The sequence below is a fragment of the Streptococcus sanguinis genome (assembly GCF_050220005.1).
Lineage (GTDB): Bacteria > Bacillota > Bacilli > Lactobacillales > Streptococcaceae > Streptococcus > Streptococcus sanguinis_Z.
This window is the reverse complement of sequence record NZ_CP071413.1, coordinates 15367-31791: the sequence shown is the minus strand read 5'-3', so window position 1 is coordinate 31791 and position 16425 is coordinate 15367. Positions and strand designations below refer to the sequence as shown.

Annotated in this window: 11 protein-coding genes, 18 tRNA genes and 3 rRNA genes; all 32 read right to left on the bottom strand. The window is 44.8% G+C overall.

The window, feature by feature from the left end; all coding sequences use genetic code 11:
• Positions 1-131: 131 nt before the first annotated feature.
• A complete protein-coding gene (locus tag J1C86_RS00240) occupies positions 132-380 on the bottom strand; it encodes an acyl carrier protein (protein WP_002898839.1) in 249 nt (82 codons plus the stop codon).
• Positions 381-382: 2 nt separating this feature from the next.
• Positions 383-1381: a phosphate acyltransferase PlsX gene (gene plsX / locus J1C86_RS00235; protein WP_125406361.1), complete on the bottom strand. Its 999-nt coding sequence runs from the start codon at positions 1379-1381 to the stop codon at positions 383-385.
• A 5-nt stretch (positions 1382-1386) separates the two neighbouring features.
• Positions 1387-2160, bottom strand: a complete 774-nt coding sequence (gene recO, locus J1C86_RS00230) for a DNA repair protein RecO (RefSeq protein ID WP_004184500.1) — start codon at positions 2158-2160, stop codon at positions 1387-1389.
• On the bottom strand, positions 2153-3325 hold the full coding sequence (locus J1C86_RS00225; protein ID WP_004184502.1) for a pyridoxal phosphate-dependent aminotransferase: 1173 nt from the start codon (positions 3323-3325) through the stop codon (positions 2153-2155). Before J1C86_RS00225 ends, recO begins: the two co-directional genes overlap by 8 nt.
• A gap of 180 nt (positions 3326-3505) precedes the next feature.
• Positions 3506-4348: a class B sortase, LPKTxAVK-specific gene (gene srtB, locus J1C86_RS00220; protein ID WP_125406359.1), complete on the bottom strand. Its 843-nt coding sequence runs from the start codon at positions 4346-4348 to the stop codon at positions 3506-3508.
• 94 nt (positions 4349-4442) lie between these two features.
• A complete protein-coding gene (locus J1C86_RS00215) occupies positions 4443-5012 on the bottom strand; it encodes an LPKTxAVK-anchored surface protein (protein ID WP_002907639.1) in 570 nt (189 codons plus the stop codon).
• Positions 5013-5325: 313 nt separating this feature from the next.
• Positions 5326-6291 (bottom strand): ribose-phosphate diphosphokinase, encoded by a 966-nt coding sequence (locus tag J1C86_RS00210; RefSeq protein WP_002894321.1) that lies wholly within the window; start codon positions 6289-6291, stop codon positions 5326-5328.
• A 124-nt stretch (positions 6292-6415) separates the two neighbouring features.
• Positions 6416-7630, bottom strand: a complete 1215-nt coding sequence (gene pcsB, locus J1C86_RS00205) for a peptidoglycan hydrolase PcsB (protein WP_125406353.1) — start codon at positions 7628-7630, stop codon at positions 6416-6418.
• Between the two features lie 96 nt (positions 7631-7726).
• Positions 7727-8227 carry a rod shape-determining protein MreD gene (mreD, locus tag J1C86_RS00200; protein ID WP_125406350.1) on the bottom strand — a complete coding sequence of 167 codons (501 nt, stop codon included), beginning with the start codon at positions 8225-8227 and terminating at the stop codon, positions 7727-7729.
• A 1-nt stretch (position 8228) separates the two neighbouring features.
• The gene (gene mreC / locus J1C86_RS00195) at positions 8229-9044 is read right to left on the bottom strand and encodes a rod shape-determining protein MreC (RefSeq protein ID WP_125406347.1); all 816 of its coding nucleotides are present in this window, start codon (positions 9042-9044) and stop codon (positions 8229-8231) included.
• Between the two features lie 72 nt (positions 9045-9116).
• Positions 9117-9204: transfer RNA gene (locus tag J1C86_RS00190), tRNA-Ser, on the bottom strand.
• A gap of 9 nt (positions 9205-9213) precedes the next feature.
• Positions 9214-9287: transfer RNA gene (locus J1C86_RS00185), tRNA-Ile, on the bottom strand.
• Between the two features lie 33 nt (positions 9288-9320).
• Positions 9321-9391: transfer RNA gene (locus J1C86_RS00180), tRNA-Gly, on the bottom strand.
• A gap of 20 nt (positions 9392-9411) precedes the next feature.
• Positions 9412-9484 (bottom strand) — tRNA-Phe (locus J1C86_RS00175).
• Positions 9485-9489: 5 nt separating this feature from the next.
• Positions 9490-9563: transfer RNA gene (locus J1C86_RS00170), tRNA-Met, on the bottom strand.
• Between the two features lie 19 nt (positions 9564-9582).
• Positions 9583-9672, bottom strand: a tRNA-Ser gene (locus J1C86_RS00165).
• A gap of 12 nt (positions 9673-9684) precedes the next feature.
• Positions 9685-9758 (bottom strand) — tRNA-Ile (locus tag J1C86_RS00160).
• A gap of 13 nt (positions 9759-9771) precedes the next feature.
• A tRNA-Met gene (locus J1C86_RS00155) sits at positions 9772-9845 on the bottom strand.
• A gap of 5 nt (positions 9846-9850) precedes the next feature.
• Positions 9851-9924 (bottom strand) — tRNA-Pro (locus J1C86_RS00150).
• A 19-nt stretch (positions 9925-9943) separates the two neighbouring features.
• Positions 9944-10017 (bottom strand) — tRNA-Arg (locus J1C86_RS00145).
• Positions 10018-10048: 31 nt separating this feature from the next.
• Positions 10049-10134: transfer RNA gene (locus tag J1C86_RS00140), tRNA-Leu, on the bottom strand.
• Between the two features lie 7 nt (positions 10135-10141).
• Positions 10142-10213: transfer RNA gene (locus J1C86_RS00135), tRNA-Gly, on the bottom strand.
• 14 nt (positions 10214-10227) lie between these two features.
• Positions 10228-10300, bottom strand: a tRNA-Thr gene (locus J1C86_RS00130).
• A 16-nt stretch (positions 10301-10316) separates the two neighbouring features.
• Positions 10317-10398 (bottom strand) — tRNA-Leu (locus J1C86_RS00125).
• A 5-nt stretch (positions 10399-10403) separates the two neighbouring features.
• A tRNA-Lys gene (locus J1C86_RS00120) sits at positions 10404-10476 on the bottom strand.
• Positions 10477-10505: 29 nt separating this feature from the next.
• A tRNA-Asp gene (locus J1C86_RS00115) sits at positions 10506-10578 on the bottom strand.
• 16 nt (positions 10579-10594) lie between these two features.
• A tRNA-Val gene (locus tag J1C86_RS00110) sits at positions 10595-10667 on the bottom strand.
• 3 nt (positions 10668-10670) lie between these two features.
• A 5S ribosomal RNA gene (rrf, locus tag J1C86_RS00105) occupies positions 10671-10786 on the bottom strand.
• 116 nt (positions 10787-10902) lie between these two features.
• Positions 10903-13803 (bottom strand): 23S ribosomal RNA (locus tag J1C86_RS00100).
• A 127-nt stretch (positions 13804-13930) separates the two neighbouring features.
• Positions 13931-14003, bottom strand: a tRNA-Ala gene (locus J1C86_RS00095).
• 64 nt (positions 14004-14067) lie between these two features.
• Positions 14068-15615 (bottom strand): 16S ribosomal RNA (locus J1C86_RS00090).
• The 16S, 23S and 5S rRNA genes sit together here with 18 tRNA genes alongside, the layout of an rRNA operon.
• A gap of 268 nt (positions 15616-15883) precedes the next feature.
• Positions 15884-16369 (bottom strand): sigma-70 family RNA polymerase sigma factor, encoded by a 486-nt coding sequence (locus J1C86_RS00085; protein ID WP_002927434.1) that lies wholly within the window; start codon positions 16367-16369, stop codon positions 15884-15886.
• Positions 16370-16425: the final 56 nt, after the last annotated feature.

Below are 16425 nucleotides of genomic sequence, written 5' to 3'. Positions count from 1 at the left end.
CCTCATTTTATCATCTTTGAATATATTTTACAAGAAATTCCGTATAAACTTTATATACCATATACCCAGTTAAAGAAATCGTTTCCTTTCCAAGATACAAAAAAAGACCGGAAGATACCGATCTTTGATTTTTAATGTTGCTTCTTCAGTTTCTCATGGATATAAGCCACCACATCGGAAATTGTTTTAAAGTTATCCATATCCTCATCGGGAATCTCAATATCAAAAGCTTCTTCCAGATTGATGATAAATTCCATCAAATCAACAGAGTCCACTCCCAGTTCTTCTTTCAAATTCAACTCTGGAGTGACATGCAGCTTACTGCTGTCATGTTCTTGAATGATTTCGACAATTTTTGCATAAATTTCTTTTTCGCTCATGGTTACTCCTTTGCATCTGAAAATTCAATGACCGATTTACCAACAACATCCGTTTCCAACATGGTCCGAATCTGTCGAATTGTGCTATAAACAGCCTTAGCATCGCTAGAGCCATGCGTTTTGACAACAGGCGCTTTCAAGCCAAATAGAACTGCACCGCCTGCACTAGAATAGTCCAGACTATTCTTGAGTCCTCGCAGGCTGTCCTTGAGCAGCCAAGCTCCCAATTTAGCCTTGAAACCACCGCCTAAAATAGACTTCTTCAGCTGACCCATGATACTGATAGCAGTTCCTTCGATTGATTTCAGAACGGCATTACCAGTAAAGCCGTCTGCAACGACAACATCCGCAACATCATCCATTAAATCACGCGCTTCCACATTGCCGATAAAGTTAAGTGTTGAATCCCCCGACAAAATCTCATAGGCTTCCTTGCGTAGAGGGTCGCCCTTACTGCTTTCCGTTCCGTTATTCAAGAGACCTACCCGCGGCTTCTTGATTCCTCGGACATTTTCAGCATAGAAAGAACCCAAAGTCGCATACTGGTGTAAATGATGGGCTGTGTTTTCAGCATTAGCTCCCAAATCCAGCATATCAAATCCCTGACCGCCAACCGTTGGCATAGTAGATAGGAGACCCGGTCGGTCAATATTCTTGATACGCCCCACGATAAAGAAACCTGTCGCTAAAAGCGCTCCAGTATTTCCAGCAGACAGCATAGCATCTGCTTCCCCTGCCTTCACAGCCTTGGCTGCCAGAACCATACTAGCCTCTTTCTTCTGACGGATGGCCTTGGTCGGCTCGTCGTCCGAGTCAATCTTCTCCTCCGTGTGGATGATGTGGACCCGCTCACCAGCAGTCAGATAAGGCTTGATTTTCGCCTCATCGCCATAAAGGAGAATTTCAATATCCGAAAACTCCTGTACCGCTCGATTGGCTCCTTCTACCAAAGCCTGAGGGGCATTGTCCCCTCCCATAGCATCAACAGCTATTTTTTTCATTCGATTTATTCCTCGTTCTTATCTTTTAAAATGCTTCCCCAGTCCCCCAGAGAATCTATAAATTTTTTGGATTTGAGATGGATGCCGACATATTCATCATAGAGCAGGTCGATAAAATCCCGCAGCTGCTTTTTAATATCTGGCTTCAAAGAAATGGTCTCCAATTCGCTAAAGCGGACCGCCTGAAATTGGTCCAGCAGAAAAGGAAGATTTGGATTTAGATGACAGCGGCGTTCATCCTGATGGTAATGCTCAGGGCAAAGAACTCCGCTATATTTGAAAGAGAAGTCAAAAGGCAAGCCCGTCCGATGACAAAAGGCACAGTCATGGAAGTTCAGCGAAACCCCAAAACGTGACAAAATTTGAATCTCAAAGATATTGGTCAGCACCTCATAGTCCAGACCATTATTCATCATCTCCAAAGTTTTCTGCAAAAAAGCAAAGAGCGCCGGATCCGGCTGATTGTCCTGAAGACTGGCATCTGCCAAGGCTGCCACATAGCTGGCATAGGCCATGATGAATAAGTCCTCATTGATGCGATGGTAGGTGACTACATCTTGATAGTCCTCGATATAGCTAAGACCATCATCATTGATTTTCATCAGTAAGTTCGCCGCAGTCAAAGGCTGAATGACGGGTGCTAGCTTAGATTTACCAGCATGCTTGACGAAAAACATACGCTTACCAGCCTGTTCCGTAAAGATTTTGACCAGCTTATCATCCTCACGGAAATTGCGATTATAGAGAACCAGACCTTGACTTGTTAGAGATTTAAGCATAGGCCTCCATGTAGTCCTTGAGGCGTTTCAGAGCTTCTCGAATCGTCTCCATACTAGCCGCGTAGGACAGGCGGATATAGCCTTCCCCATATTGACCAAAAGCCGCTCCCGGGATAAAGGCCACAGCCTTCTTCTCTGCAAAATCCTGTAGAAAAGCGAAAGAATCTTGATTATAACCGTCTGGTATCTTAGCAAAAATATAAAAAGCCCCATCTGGTTTGATAATCTTAAAGCCTAGCTCAGCCATTTTCTCTATGATATAATCGCGACGCTGGATATACTCAGCCTTCATTGGTTCCGCATCATCTTTCCCAACTGTCAGGGCTTCAATGCCTGCAAACTGAGCCATGGTATTGGCTGCTGTTACGAGATACTGATGGCTCTTAATCAGCTGAGCAGTGAAAACTGCTGGAGCAAAGATAAAGCCCAACCGCCAGCCAGTCATGGCATGAGACTTAGACAGGCCGTTGATGACGATAGTTTGGTCTGGCAGATACTCCGCGATGGAGACATGCCCCTGCTCCGTATAGGTCAGCTCAGAATAGACCTCATCGCAGACCACAAAGACTTGGTATTTTCCTAGGACATCCGCCAGAGCTTTTATCTGCTCCCGCGAATAAGTCACGCCGGTCGGATTGGCTGGATAATTAAGAATGACCGCTTTTAACTGCTCGCCCTGCTCCAAAATAGCTGCTTCCAGCATCTCTGGAGTGAGGACAAAGTTATTGGCCGTTGTGTCAATCTCGACAATCTCTGCCCCTACTAGATTGACAATGGGCTCATAGCCTGGATAAGCAGGAGCTGGCAGCAAGACCTTGTCTCCTTCTTCTAGAATAGCTGTCAGCGTAGCCGACAAGGCCTCTGTTGCGCCAATAGTGACTAAGACCTCATCTTCTGGGCGATAGTGCAGATTGTACTTTTCTTTCACAAAGCTGCTAGCCGCCTGACGCAGCTCCAAGAGACCGCTCATGCCAGTGTAGTGACTTTGATTAGCATCAATCGCTGCCTTGGCCGCTTCTTTGATATGATCCGGTGTCGTAAAATCCGGCTCCCCTAAGGTCAGCCGAAGAACTCCGGGAATAGCAGAAATTGATTGGTCAAACTGACGAATCAGCGAAATTTCTATTTTTTCTAAGTTTTTATTAAATTTCTTACTTAAATCCATACATACCTCCAGCCGCTCAATAGAACTATTATACTATAAATGCAGAAGCATAGCAAAAGCTATTACATGATTTCTTATGCAGAAAAAGGACTAAGCTTTGCACTCAGTCCCTTTTTTCCTTGCCTTAAAATTCTTCTCTGGCAGATAGTGGTTATAGCTGCATCTCACGTGACTGGCCAGTCAACGAGTCGGTGTATAAGTCAATTCCTTGCCATGCTTGGTCAGAAAATCTGGCAGTTCTGAATCAGGAATCTGCCGCAAATAAAGGTTAGAACGAATCGTATCATCTTCCTCACGACAGGTTGAGAGAACCAAATACCGGTCACTCGCCTTAATCTGGAACTTAGGATCCTTAGTACGAGCAGCCTCATAGATATTTCTAAGCTGAGTTGTAAAGTCCTCGTCATCCTTAAACTCCGTCCGATAAAAAGCAGTCTCTTCCGGCACGATGACCAGTCCCATAGCTTGATAATAATACTTACGCTCAGGAGTCTCAATCACGACATATCTATGTTTGTCAAAATAATCCTGACGATCATAGTAGTTGACATCATTAAACATGCGATGATCTCCTGCCTTGCTGCCCCGAGCATGCCCGAAAAGCCAAGTCAGACGATCACTGAAATCTTTATGATTGTCCTTATCCATAAAGACCGCTCCCATATAAGGCTCTTGCTTTCCTTCAAAAGTCTTCAGCAGATAAGTCGCATTATCTTTCGTTTGCACCACCGGCTCATCCAACTGTGTACCAGGAGCATAGACATAGCCTATCGTTTCTGAATTCACAGCCTTCAGTTTAGCAAAACGCTCTGCTAAATATTCCTTTTCTGTCTGACTTGAAGATGCAGATGAGCTTGATGTTTCAATCCTTCTAGGATGCGAAACTTGAAGCTTGCTGCCTAATGCTGATGAACGGAAAGAATAAAAAACAGAAACAATAACCAGAACAACTAGCAGGAGGCAGATGCCAACAACAAGGAGCTGTTTCTTATTCGAAGATTGACTCCTATCTTTTTCTTGCATAATCTAAAAATCCTTTATTTTTCATTTTTTACAAAAAATATCACCGAACGAAGGCTCAGTGATATTTAGGCGTTAGCACAAATTAAAGACAAAATTATTTGACTGCACTTGTCTTAGGAAGTGACTTTTCTTCAGAATTCTCCTCATTTTCTTTGTTCTCTTCTTTTGCTTCCGGAGCTTTTTTTGCTTTATTTTCTGATTTTTTAGCCTTCTTTTTACCTGCTGATGAAGAGGACGCCGCCGAAGATTGAGACGGTGCTGGAAAAGTCGGAACTGATGAAGAGGCTGTGGAGTAAGGTGCTGCCGAATAAGCCGGTGTAGATGGATCTGTAGTAGATGGTGCCACTGAAGGCTGATCCGCATTAGCCGACTCTCCCTCACCAATAACAAGAACTTTGTTACCAGCTTGATCCTCCATCACAGCACTTTTGCCAACCGGAGCTTTCTTAGCTTCAGCAACTTGCTGATCCAAAGCTGATTGTGCATCTCTATAGGCCTGCAATTCATCCATAACTTTATTAGATTCTGAGTCCGTACTGCCTTGGGGAACTTCATTATTATCAATGTCATTAACCCAAAGACTGGCTGTACCCTCAGCAAATACTGGTGCAGCAGCCGCGAAAAGTGAAAGGGCCACAGCACTTGAAAGCAAAACCTTTTTCATTATCTCATCTCCTCGTTACTTTTCAAAAATAATTGTAACTCCCCGTTACCTAATATTACCTACTATTAAGTATAGTTCGAACTCTAAAAAAAGTCAAGAATTTTACTACATAAAAATTTCTAAAATCAAAGAATACCAAGGGATGAGACAAATTGTCAATTTACCAACTATTTAAATGGTCATTTATTTATATTTGAAACATCAAGTAATTTGAGTTTTCTTTCAAAGTGAATGTTGGACTTTTTTAAAAAAGATAGTAGGAATAAAATAAAAAAGAGGCCAGAAATCAAGTATCCCAGCCATATATCTCAGATTATTTTTTACCTATTTCAAACAAGGGTGACAGCGGCCGTTTTTCATGAATACGGACAATGGCTTCCCCTAAAAGATGCGCAATTGAAATCTGCTCAATCTTATCAATCAAGCGCTCTTGAGGCAGATAAATTGTATCCAGCACAACCAATTTTTTAATCGCCGACTTTTGGATATTATCCATAGCTGGACCAGACAAGACTGGATGCGTACAGCTAGCATAGACTTCTACAGCCCCTGCTTCAGCGAGAGCGTCAGCTGCATGGCAGATAGTCCCTGCTGTATCAATCATATCATCAATTAAGATACAAGTTTTTCCTTCCACCTTACCAATGATGTTCATAACTTCACTGCTATTCATCTTGTCCACACTGCGACGCTTATCAATAATCGCAATCGGGGTTTTCAGAAACTCTGCTAACTTACGAGCCCGACTCACACCACCATGGTCAGGACTGACTACCACATAGTCTCCTCCTGTCATATTACGGCGCTCAAAGTAATCAGCAATCAAAGGTGCACCCATCAAGTGATCCACTGGAATGTCAAAGAAGCCCTGGATTTGCGCTGCGTGCAAGTCAATAGTCAGCATCCGATCCACACCAGCAATTTCCAACATATTAGCAACTAATTTAGATGTAATTGGCTCACGAGCTCTAGCCTTGCGATCCTGCCGAGCATAGCCATAGTAAGGCATGACAACATTAATGGATTCAGCACTAGCCCGTTTCAAAGCATCTACCATAATCAAGATTTCCATCAAATTATCATTGACTGGCGAGCTGGTAGACTGCAAAATAAAGACGTGTTTCCCGCGAATAGATTCTTCAATATTCACTTGAATCTCTCCATCAGAGAACTGACGAACAGTTGATTTTCCAAGTGGCAATCCAATCTCTTGAGCAACACGCTGCGCTAATTCTTGATTAGAAGAAAGAGCAAAGAGTTTTAAATCAGAAAAAGACATGATTCCCTCCAGATTCTAAATCGTCTTTCATTGTCCAATTACAACTTTTCCCAATTACCATTGTAACTTTTTTCAGTTGATTTTTCAATTAAAAATAAAAAACGCCAGAGGCGCTTTTTACTGATTAGTTCGGATAGATATATGAAACTGTACCTTGTGCAGTTGTTGGGTTAAACCATCCACGGTAGTTACCGATTGATTGTTGTCCAAGGTAGTTTGCTTCTGATACTTGGATGCTTGTAGTAGATTGAACAGCTGTTACTACTGCAACGTGTCCGTATCCACCGTCAGTCCAACATGCAATCGCTCCAACTTCTGGCTGTGAACCAACACGGAAGCCTGCTGCTGCTGCACTTGCAGACCATTGTCCACCATTACCCCAGTAATCGCCAGCCCAAGGAGCTAATGTCTTAGCACCCCATGTACATTGACCTACTGGATAAGAAGATGCAGATGAGCTATAAACTGGTCTATTCGCACGGGCAACAGATTGAGTTACTGCAGGTGCAGCTGGAGCCGCTGCTTCAGCTGCTGGAGCTGAATTAACAACTGCTTGAACCTGAGCTTGCAGGGTAGTGTTTCCTGAAGCTTCAATTGCTTGGCGTTTTGATTCTTGCTCTGCTTTATAAGCAGCTTCACGAGCTGCTGCTTCAGCTGCTGCTTTTTCAGCTGCTGCTTTTTCTTCAAGAAGAGAATTCTTTTCGTTTTCAGCAGTCGCTTTTTCAGCTGCAAGACTTGTCTGAGCTGCTTTCAGTTCAGCTTGTTTTGTTGCCAAAGTTTGCTCGTCATCAGCTAACTTCTCTTGGTTAGCAATTACAGTATTGATAGCTTCATTATTCGCAACTTGCTTTTCAGCAATTGCTTCTTTATCTTTCTTTTGTTGTTCTAGCATTTTGTTATTTGCTGAAACAATTTCGCTCATAGCTGCTACACGAGAGATAGCTTCTGTGATAGAGCTAGAATTTACAACTGTATTGATGTAGCTAGTAGCAGTTCCATTTGTTTGGGTACTGCGTGCTTGATTTGCAAGTGACTCATTACGAGCTACAATATTTTTAGACAGTTCATCAATTTCAGCAGAAAGTTTTGCAGATTCAGCAGACAACTTTTCATTTTCTGCTTTAAGCTCTTCTTGTTGCTTTTGAATAGCAGACACTTGACCTTGAATTTCGTCAACTTGCGTCTGAGCTGATTGTTGTTGCTCTGTCAAGCTATTAATCTTGCTGTCTTGTGCAGCAATCTTTTCATCAGTTGTCTCCGCTTTAACGCTCACAAGTGCAGCTCCTTGTGAAAGGATAACCGTACTCAATAAAATTGATGTGAGTAGTTTTTTCTTCATAAAAATAATACACTCCTTCTTATAAGACATTAACTAGTATACCAGAAAATGCTGTATCATATGTTACGCCTTTATTACATTTTTATTTCTTGTTTATCATAAATACATTTTTTCGAAAACAGGCTGAAAAATGAGGAATATCAGGCCATTGAGAAGGATAGTCGGTACTAAAATGCTAAGGACAAAATCCTGCAAATTCAGACTAGAAAGATTCAAAAATACCGCAAAAGTAAAACTGATTAATTCAAATAAAAATACAAGAATCAAAACAGATAAAAAGCGAGTAAATTTATTTAAAAGCATAGTTGAACTAGACTGACAAACCAAGAGACTTAGAAGAGGAAAAAGAATAAGAGCAATACCAATGGTATGAAAATAGTAAACATCATAAATCAACCCCAAACAGCAAAATAAGAGAATATTGTAGTTTCTAGAGAGGTTGATGGAAACAAAAAGCATGAAAATAAAGATAAAATGACTGACAAGGTGCCATTGCAAAGGCAGAATATTAGCCAGAAAAGTCGAAATCTGCCCGTCGATCAATAAAACAAAAAATAAAATAATAGGAGTCAAAAGATGTTCTTTAATATCTCTCATATCAGTTCCCTACCAACATTACAGCACGGATATCCGACAAATCCGCAGCCGGCTTAACCAGAACAATCTTGTTTAACTGATCCTTAGCCTCAGACACGGAAAGTACCTTACCGACAGGAATATTTTCTGCATTATAAGCACCCAAGCCACTGGTTGCCACCTCATCTCCCTCTTTTATATCTTCAGCACTATTTAACTGACTGATGATATAAGCAGAGTTTTTTGCATCATAACCCGTAATAATCCCATAAACTGGACCAGACTTCGTTTGAATTCTAACAGAAATTTTAGTTGAGTTTTCCTCGTTAGTCAGTAGAGAAACCAAGCTAGACTGACTACTAGTTTCAGAAACACTTCCTACTAGACCACCATTAGCTACTACCAACATAGCATCTGTCACATTATCAGATGTCCCCTTGTCAATGGTCAGCTCATTTTTCCAGGATGCTGGCGTACGGGCAATCACTTCGCTGGCAATTTGTATTTGATTTTTATCAGCCTCTTTAAATTCCAGAAGTTTTCGCAACTGCTCATTTTCATCTTCTAAGGAATCTGCCTTCCCAGCCTTTTCCTCAACCTTATAAAGATTTTTCTTGAGCTGCTGATTCTCTCTATAAGTAGACATCAAATCTGACATTTCTTCTTTTTTATCAGCTACAAAAGCAAAAGGAGAACCAACAAGTCTATCTACCAATGAAATAATATTTGAAGTAGTTGATACAAACCAACTAGAAGAGGTAGATAAGATAAGTATCGTCATTGTAACAACTAATACAAAAAAAGAAAGCAGAAACTTAGACTTTTTAAATCGATTCATCAGAAAAACCTCACTAAACAGGACGAGAAAGTATAAGAAAAGGAGATAGCAAACGCTAAACTCCTCATTATACGGAGAATGGGGGATTCGAACCCCCGCGCCGGTTACCCGACCTAACGATTTAGCAAACCGTCCTCTTCAGCCTCTTGAGTAATTCTCCAATATTTAATGGGCACGAGTGGACTCGAACCACCGACCTCACGCTTATCAGGCGTGCGCTCTAACCACCTGAGCTACGCGCCCAAGTTTGAAAACTTGGTATGAACTTTCGTTCAAAGCGGGTGACGAGAATCGAACTCGCGACAACAGCTTGGAAGGCTGTAGTTTTACCACTAAACTACACCCGCATCACCACTATGATAATGTATGGCGCGAGACGGAATCGAACCGCCGACACATGGAGCTTCAATCCATTGCTCTACCAACTGAGCTACCGAGCCAACTATTGCGGGAGCAGGATTTGAACCTACGACCTTCGGGTTATGAGCCCGACGAGCTACCTAGCTGCTCCATCCCGCGTCAATACTATTCGTCCCTAAGGAGGATGTGGGATTCGAACCCACGCACGCTTTTACACGCCTGACGGTTTTCAAGACCGTTCCCTTCAGCCGGACTTGGGTAATCCTCCAAGATAACACTATGGACCTTGTAGGACTTGAACCTACGACCACTCGGTTATGAGCCGAGAGCTCTAACCAGCTGAGCTAAAGGTCCGACAAGATCATTATAGCGGCGAAGGGGATCGAACCCCCGACCTCCCGGGTATGAACCGGACGCTCTAGCCAGCTGAGCTACACCGCCATCTATCGGGAAGACAGGATTCGAACCTGCGACACCTTGGTCCCAAACCAAGTACTCTACCAAGCTGAGCTACTTCCCGAACTTAAGTTATTACTTAATGCACCCTAGAGGAGTCGAACCTCTAACCGCCTGATTCGTAGTCAGGTACTCTATCCAGTTGAGCTAAGGGTGCTCATCTTCTTCTACTGCCTCTTACAAGTCTATGCCGAGGACCGGAATCGAACCGGTACGATCGTTACCAATCGCAGGATTTTAAGTCCTGTGCGTCTGCCAGTTCCGCCACCCCGGCCGCCTCAAGCGAACGACGGGATTCGAACCCGCGACCCCCACCTTGGCAAGGTGATGTTCTACCACTGAACTACGTTCGCATCCTATTCAAAAATGCCGGCTACATGACTTGAACACGCGACCCTCTGATTACAAATCAGATGCTCTACCAACTGAGCTAAGCCGGCTCATTATTATCTTATATGCGGGTTAAGGGACTTGAACCCCCACGCCCTAAAGCGCCAGATCCTAAATCTGGTGCGTCTGCCAATTCCGCCAAACCCGCTCTTATGACCCGTACTGGGCTCGAACCAGTGACCCTTTGATTAAAAGTCAAATGCTCTACCAACTGAGCTAACGAGTCTCTTACTTTTGAAATCGTCTCGACTTCAACGGTCCCGACGGGAATCGAACCCGCGATCTTCGCCGTGACAGGGCGACGTGATAACCGCTACACTACGGGACCTATTCTTTTCAGAATATGGGAGTTAACGGGATCGAACCGCTGACCCTCTGCTTGTAAGGCAGATGCTCTCCCAGCTGAGCTAAACTCCCTTCGCTAAGCGACTACCATATCTCACAGGGGGCAACCCCCAACTACTTCCGGCGTTCTAGGGCTTAACTGCTGTGTTCGGCATGGGTACAGGTGTATCTCCTAGGCTATCGTCACTTAACTATTGAATTAACTGTCCTGTCCTCTCAGACAAGTCTTGTCAACTCAAAATTGAATACAATATCAAATCTAACATTCCTCTAAACCATCCGCTGCACTCTGATGAATCTCTTATTCTAGGATAAGTCCTCGAGCGATTAGTATTAGTCCGCTCCATGTGTCACCACACTTCCACTCCTAACCTATCAACCTGATCTTCTCTCAGGGCTCTTACTAACTTGCGTTATGGGAAATCTCATCTTGAGGTGGGTTTCACACTTAGATGCTTTCAGCGTTTATCCCTTCCCTACATAGCTACCCAGCGATGCTCTTGGCAGAACAACTGGTACACCAGCGGTAAGTCCACTCTGGTCCTCTCGTACTAGGAGCAGATCCTCTCAAATTTCCTACGCCCGCGACGGATAGGGACCGAACTGTCTCACGACGTTCTGAACCCAGCTCGCGTGCCGCTTTAATGGGCGAACAGCCCAACCCTTGGGACCGACTACAGCCCCAGGATGCGACGAGCCGACATCGAGGTGCCAAACCTCCCCGTCGATGTGAACTCTTGGGGGAGATAAGCCTGTTATCCCCAGGGTAGCTTTTATCCGTTGAGCGATGGCCCTTCCATGCGGAACCACCGGATCACTAAGCCCGACTTTCGTCCCTGCTCGAGTTGTAGCTCTCGCAGTCAAGCTCCCTTATACCTTTACACTCTGCGACTGATTTCCAACCAGTCTGAGGGAACCTTTGGGCGCCTCCGTTACCTTTTAGGAGGCGACCGCCCCAGTCAAACTGCCCGTCAGACACTGTCTCCGTAGATGATAAACCTACCGGGTTAGAGTGGCCATAACACAAGGGTAGTATCCCAACAACGCCTCCATCGAAACTGGCGTCCCGATTTCATAGGCTCCTACCTATCCTGTACATGTGGCACAGACACTCAATATCAAACTGCAGTAAAGCTCCATGGGGTCTTTCCGTCCTGTCGCGGGTAACCTGCATCTTCACAGGTACTAAAATTTCACCGAGTCTCTCGTTGAGACAGTGCCCAAATCATTACGCCTTTCGTGCGGGTCGGAACTTACCCGACAAGGAATTTCGCTACCTTAGGACCGTTATAGTTACGGCCGCCGTTTACTGGGGCTTCAATTCATACCTTCGCGTTACCGCTAAGCACTCCTCTTAACCTTCCAGCACCGGGCAGGCGTCACCCCCTATACATCATCTTACGATTTAGCAGAGAGCTGTGTTTTTGATAAACAGTTGCTTGGGCCTATTCACTGCGGCTGACAAAAGTCAGCACCCCTTCTCCCGAAGTTACGGGGTCATTTTGCCGAGTTCCTTAACGAGAGTTCTCTCGCTCACCTGAGGCTACTCGCCTCGACTACCTGTGTCGGTTTGCGGTACGGGTAGAGTATGATACAACGCTAGAAGCTTTTCTTGGCAGTGTGACATCACTCACTCGCTACTAAACTTCGCTCCCCATCACAGCTCAACGTTAGAGGTATAAGCATTTGACTCATACCACGCCTCACTACTTAGACGTACATCCATTCGTACGCACGAGTTAGCCTACTGCGTCCCTCCATCACTTCATACTCTAGTACAGGAATCTCAACCTGTTGGCCATCGGATACACCTTTCGGTCTCTCCTTAGGTCCCGACTAACCCAGGGCGGACGAGCCTTCCCCTGGAAACCTTAGTCTTACGGTGGACAGGATTCTCACCTGTCTTGCGCTACTCATACCGGCATTCTCACTTCTATGCGTTCCAGCACTCCTCACGGTACACCTTCTCCACACATAGAACGCTCTCCTACCATACCTATAAAAGGTATCCACAGCTTCGGTAAATTGTTTTAGCCCCGGTACATTTTCGGCGCAGGGTCACTCGACTAGTGAGCTATTACGCACTCTTTGAATGAATAGCTGCTTCTAAGCTAACATCCTAGTTGTCTGTGCAACCCCACATCCTTTTCCACTTAACAATTATTTTGGGACCTTAGCTGGTGGTCTGGGCTGTTTCCCTTTCGACTACGGATCTTAGCACTCGCAGTCTGACTGCCGACCATAATTCATTGGCATTCGGAGTTTATCTGAGATTGGTAATCCGGGATGGACCCCTCACCCAAACAGTGCTCTACCTCCAAGAATCTTTATGTCGACGCTAGCCCTAAAGCTATTTCGGAGAGAACCAGCTATCTCCAAGTTCGTTTGGAATTTCTCCGCTACCCACAAGTCATCCAAGCACTTTTCAACGTGCCCTGGTTCGGTCCTCCAGTGCGTTTTACCGCACCTTCAACCTGCTCATGGGTAGGTCACATGGTTTCGGGTCTACATCATGATACTAAAGCGCCCTATTCAGACTCGGTTTCCCTACGGCTCCGTCTCTTCAACTTAACCTCGCATCATAACGTAACTCGCCGGTTCATTCTACAAAAGGCACGCTCTCACCCATTAACGGGCTCGAACTTGTTGTAGGCACACGGTTTCAGGTTCTATTTCACTCCCCTCCCGGGGTGCTTTTCACCTTTCCCTCACGGTACTGGTTCACTATCGGTCACTAGGGAGTATTTAGGGTTGGGAGATGGTCCTCCCAGATTCCGACGGGATTTCACGTGTCCCGCCGTACTCAGGATACTGCTAGGTACAGAATCTATTTAAAATACGAGGCTCTTACTCTCTTTGGCTGACTTTCCCAAGTCATTCTTCTATAAATTCTGAGTCCACATTGCAGTCCTACAACCCCGAAGAGTAAACTCTTCGGTTTGCCCTCCTGCCTCTTCGCTCGCCGCTACTAAGGCAATCGCTTTTGCTTTCTCTTCCTGCAGCTACTTAGATGTTTCAGTTCACTGCGTCTTCCTCCTCATTCCCTTAACAGAAATGGGTAACAGGCATCAACCTGTTGGGTTCCCCCATTCGGACACCCCCGGATCAAGTGCTTACTTACAGCTCCCCGAGGCATTTCGTCGTTTGTCACGTCCTTCATCGGCTCCTAGTGCCAAGGCATCCACCGTGCGCCCTTACTAACTTAACCTTATTTTTGACCTTTCAGTCTTAAACTCATTAATTTTTACAGCGTTTTCGGTTTATTTTCTTGTTACTATTTGATATCGGTATTCAATTTTCAATGGACAAGTTCTTTATCTAGTCAAACTAGATAATGGAGCCTAGCGGGATCGAACCGCTGACCTCCTGCGTGCAAAGCAGGCGCTCTCCCAGCTGAGCTAAGGCCCCACATAGCCCTCTCAAAACTAAACAAGACTCAAGTGCATTCCGTGTGTCCTTACGGACTCCTTAGAAAGGAGGTGATCCAGCCGCACCTTCCGATACGGCTACCTTGTTACGACTTCACCCCAATCATCTATCCCACCTTAGGCGGCTGGCTCCTTACGGTTACCTCACCGACTTCGGGTGTTACAAACTCTCGTGGTGTGACGGGCGGTGTGTACAAGGCCCGGGAACGTATTCACCGCGGCGTGCTGATCCGCGATTACTAGCGATTCCGACTTCATGTAGGCGAGTTGCAGCCTACAATCCGAACTGAGACTGGCTTTCAGAGATTAGCTTGCCGTCACCGGCTTGCGACTCGTTGTACCAGCCATTGTAGCACGTGTGTAGCCCAGGTCATAAGGGGCATGATGATTTGACGTCATCCCCACCTTCCTCCGGTTTATTACCGGCAGTCTCGCTAGAGTGCCCAACTCAATGATGGCAACTAACAATAGGGGTTGCGCTCGTTGCGGGACTTAACCCAACATCTCACGACACGAGCTGACGACAACCATGCACCACCTGTCACCTCTGTCCCGAAGGAAAACTCTATCTCTAGAGCGGTCAGAGGGATGTCAAGACCTGGTAAGGTTCTTCGCGTTGCTTCGAATTAAACCACATGCTCCACCGCTTGTGCGGGCCCCCGTCAATTCCTTTGAGTTTCAACCTTGCGGTCGTACTCCCCAGGCGGAGTGCTTAATGCGTTAGCTGCGGCACTAAGCCCCGGAAAGGGCCTAACACCTAGCACTCATCGTTTACGGCGTGGACTACCAGGGTATCTAATCCTGTTTGCTCCCCACGCTTTCGAGCCTCAGCGTCAGTTACAGACCAGAGAGCCGCTTTCGCCACCGGTGTTCCTCCATATATCTACGCATTTCACCGCTACACATGGAATTCCACTCTCCCCTTCTGCACTCAAGTTAAACAGTTTCCAAAGCATACTATGGTTAAGCCACAGCCTTTAACTTCAGACTTATCTAACCGCCTGCGCTCGCTTTACGCCCAATAAATCCGGACAACGCTCGGGACCTACGTATTACCGCGGCTGCTGGCACGTAGTTAGCCGTCCCTTTCTGGTAAGATACCGTCACAGTGTGAACTTTCCACTCTCACACCCGTTCTTCTCTTACAACAGAGCTTTACGATCCGAAAACCTTCTTCACTCACGCGGCGTTGCTCGGTCAGGGTTCCCCCCATTGCCGAAGATTCCCTACTGCTGCCTCCCGTAGGAGTCTGGGCCGTGTCTCAGTCCCAGTGTGGCCGATCACCCTCTCAGGTCGGCTATGTATCGTCGCCTTGGTGAGCCGTTACCTCACCAACTAGCTAATACAACGCAGGTCCATCTGGTAGTGATGCAATTGCATCTTTCAATTAATTATCATGCAATAATCAATTTTATGCGGTATTAGCTATCGTTTCCAATAGTTATCCCCCGCTACCAGGCAGGTTACCTACGCGTTACTCACCCGTTCGCAACTCATCCAAGAAGAGCAAGCTCCTCTCTTCAGCGTTCTACTTGCATGTATTAGGCACGCCGCCAGCGTTCGTCCTGAGCCAGGATCAAACTCTCATTAAAAAGTTTGAGTTCGCACTCATTACTGTCCACTGACAGATTTATTTTCTCGTTTTTTTGACAGGTTACATATCTCTATGTCACCCTGCACTTGGTTCGTCTTGTTCAGTTTTCAAAGGGCTTTGTCTTTCGCGACAACTATATTAGTATATCACCTATACCTACTACCTGTCAATACCTTTTTTAATCTTTTTTTATTTTTATTTAATAAAAAAACTTGATAGTCGAACCTGTTCTATTAAAACAGATTTCGACTCATCAAGCTTGATTATTATAAAATCGTATTATCTTGAAAATCTTTTAAATGATTTTTCAAATCTTTGAGCATGGCTCTTCTTCCTTTGAAGCGCTCATTGCTCATCAATCTCTGATAATTATCCAATCCAACATCATCAAGAGTCCTTTTATAATTACCAATTGCCTCTCTGAAAGCAACTAACTCATCCAGAAACAATTCTTTTGATTTTAAACGATGTCCAATCTCACTCACTTCTTCATAAGGCTGGCGGTCCAATTTGCGCTTTTGGCTTTCTTGTTTGCGAATTTTATCATGTATATGATTTCTGAATTTTGTTTTGAAATAACGATAGAGTTTTTCCTCATCATTTTCAATTCCTTTTTCTTTAAGTAGAAGCTCGTATAAAACTAACATCCCTTCTTGCTCCCAATCACTATGTTCCCACAAATGAATATAGTAATCTTTCTTACACTTCCAAACTATCCATTTTACCTTCTCATAAGTAGTTCTAAAATCCATAGTTCCTCCTTAAAATTTACTTGACTTAATTCTACTGTAAATAGAAAGTAAGGTGG

Bases quoted from the DNA above. Each gene is read 5' to 3' on its own strand.
- pcsB (WP_125406353.1), bottom strand. From the start codon at position 7,630: ATGAAGAAAAAACTACTCACATCAATTTTATTGAGTACGGTTATCCTT.
- J1C86_RS00240 (WP_002898839.1), bottom strand. From the start codon at position 380: ATGAGCGAAAAAGAAATTTATGCAAAAATTGTCGAAATCATTCAAGAA.
- J1C86_RS00225 (WP_004184502.1), bottom strand. From the start codon at position 3,325: ATGGATTTAAGTAAGAAATTTAATAAAAACTTAGAAAAAATAGAAATT.
- plsX (WP_125406361.1), bottom strand. From the start codon at position 1,381: ATGAAAAAAATAGCTGTTGATGCTATGGGAGGGGACAATGCCCCTCAG.
- srtB (WP_125406359.1), bottom strand. From the start codon at position 4,348: ATGCAAGAAAAAGATAGGAGTCAATCTTCGAATAAGAAACAGCTCCTT.
- mreC (WP_125406347.1), bottom strand. From the start codon at position 9,044: ATGAATCGATTTAAAAAGTCTAAGTTTCTGCTTTCTTTTTTTGTATTA.
- recO (WP_004184500.1), bottom strand. From the start codon at position 2,160: ATGCTTAAATCTCTAACAAGTCAAGGTCTGGTTCTCTATAATCGCAAT.
- mreD (WP_125406350.1), bottom strand. From the start codon at position 8,227: ATGAGAGATATTAAAGAACATCTTTTGACTCCTATTATTTTATTTTTT.
- J1C86_RS00085 (WP_002927434.1), bottom strand. From the start codon at position 16,369: ATGGATTTTAGAACTACTTATGAGAAGGTAAAATGGATAGTTTGGAAG.
- J1C86_RS00210 (WP_002894321.1), bottom strand. From the start codon at position 6,291: ATGTCTTTTTCTGATTTAAAACTCTTTGCTCTTTCTTCTAATCAAGAA.
- J1C86_RS00215 (WP_002907639.1), bottom strand. From the start codon at position 5,012: ATGAAAAAGGTTTTGCTTTCAAGTGCTGTGGCCCTTTCACTTTTCGCG.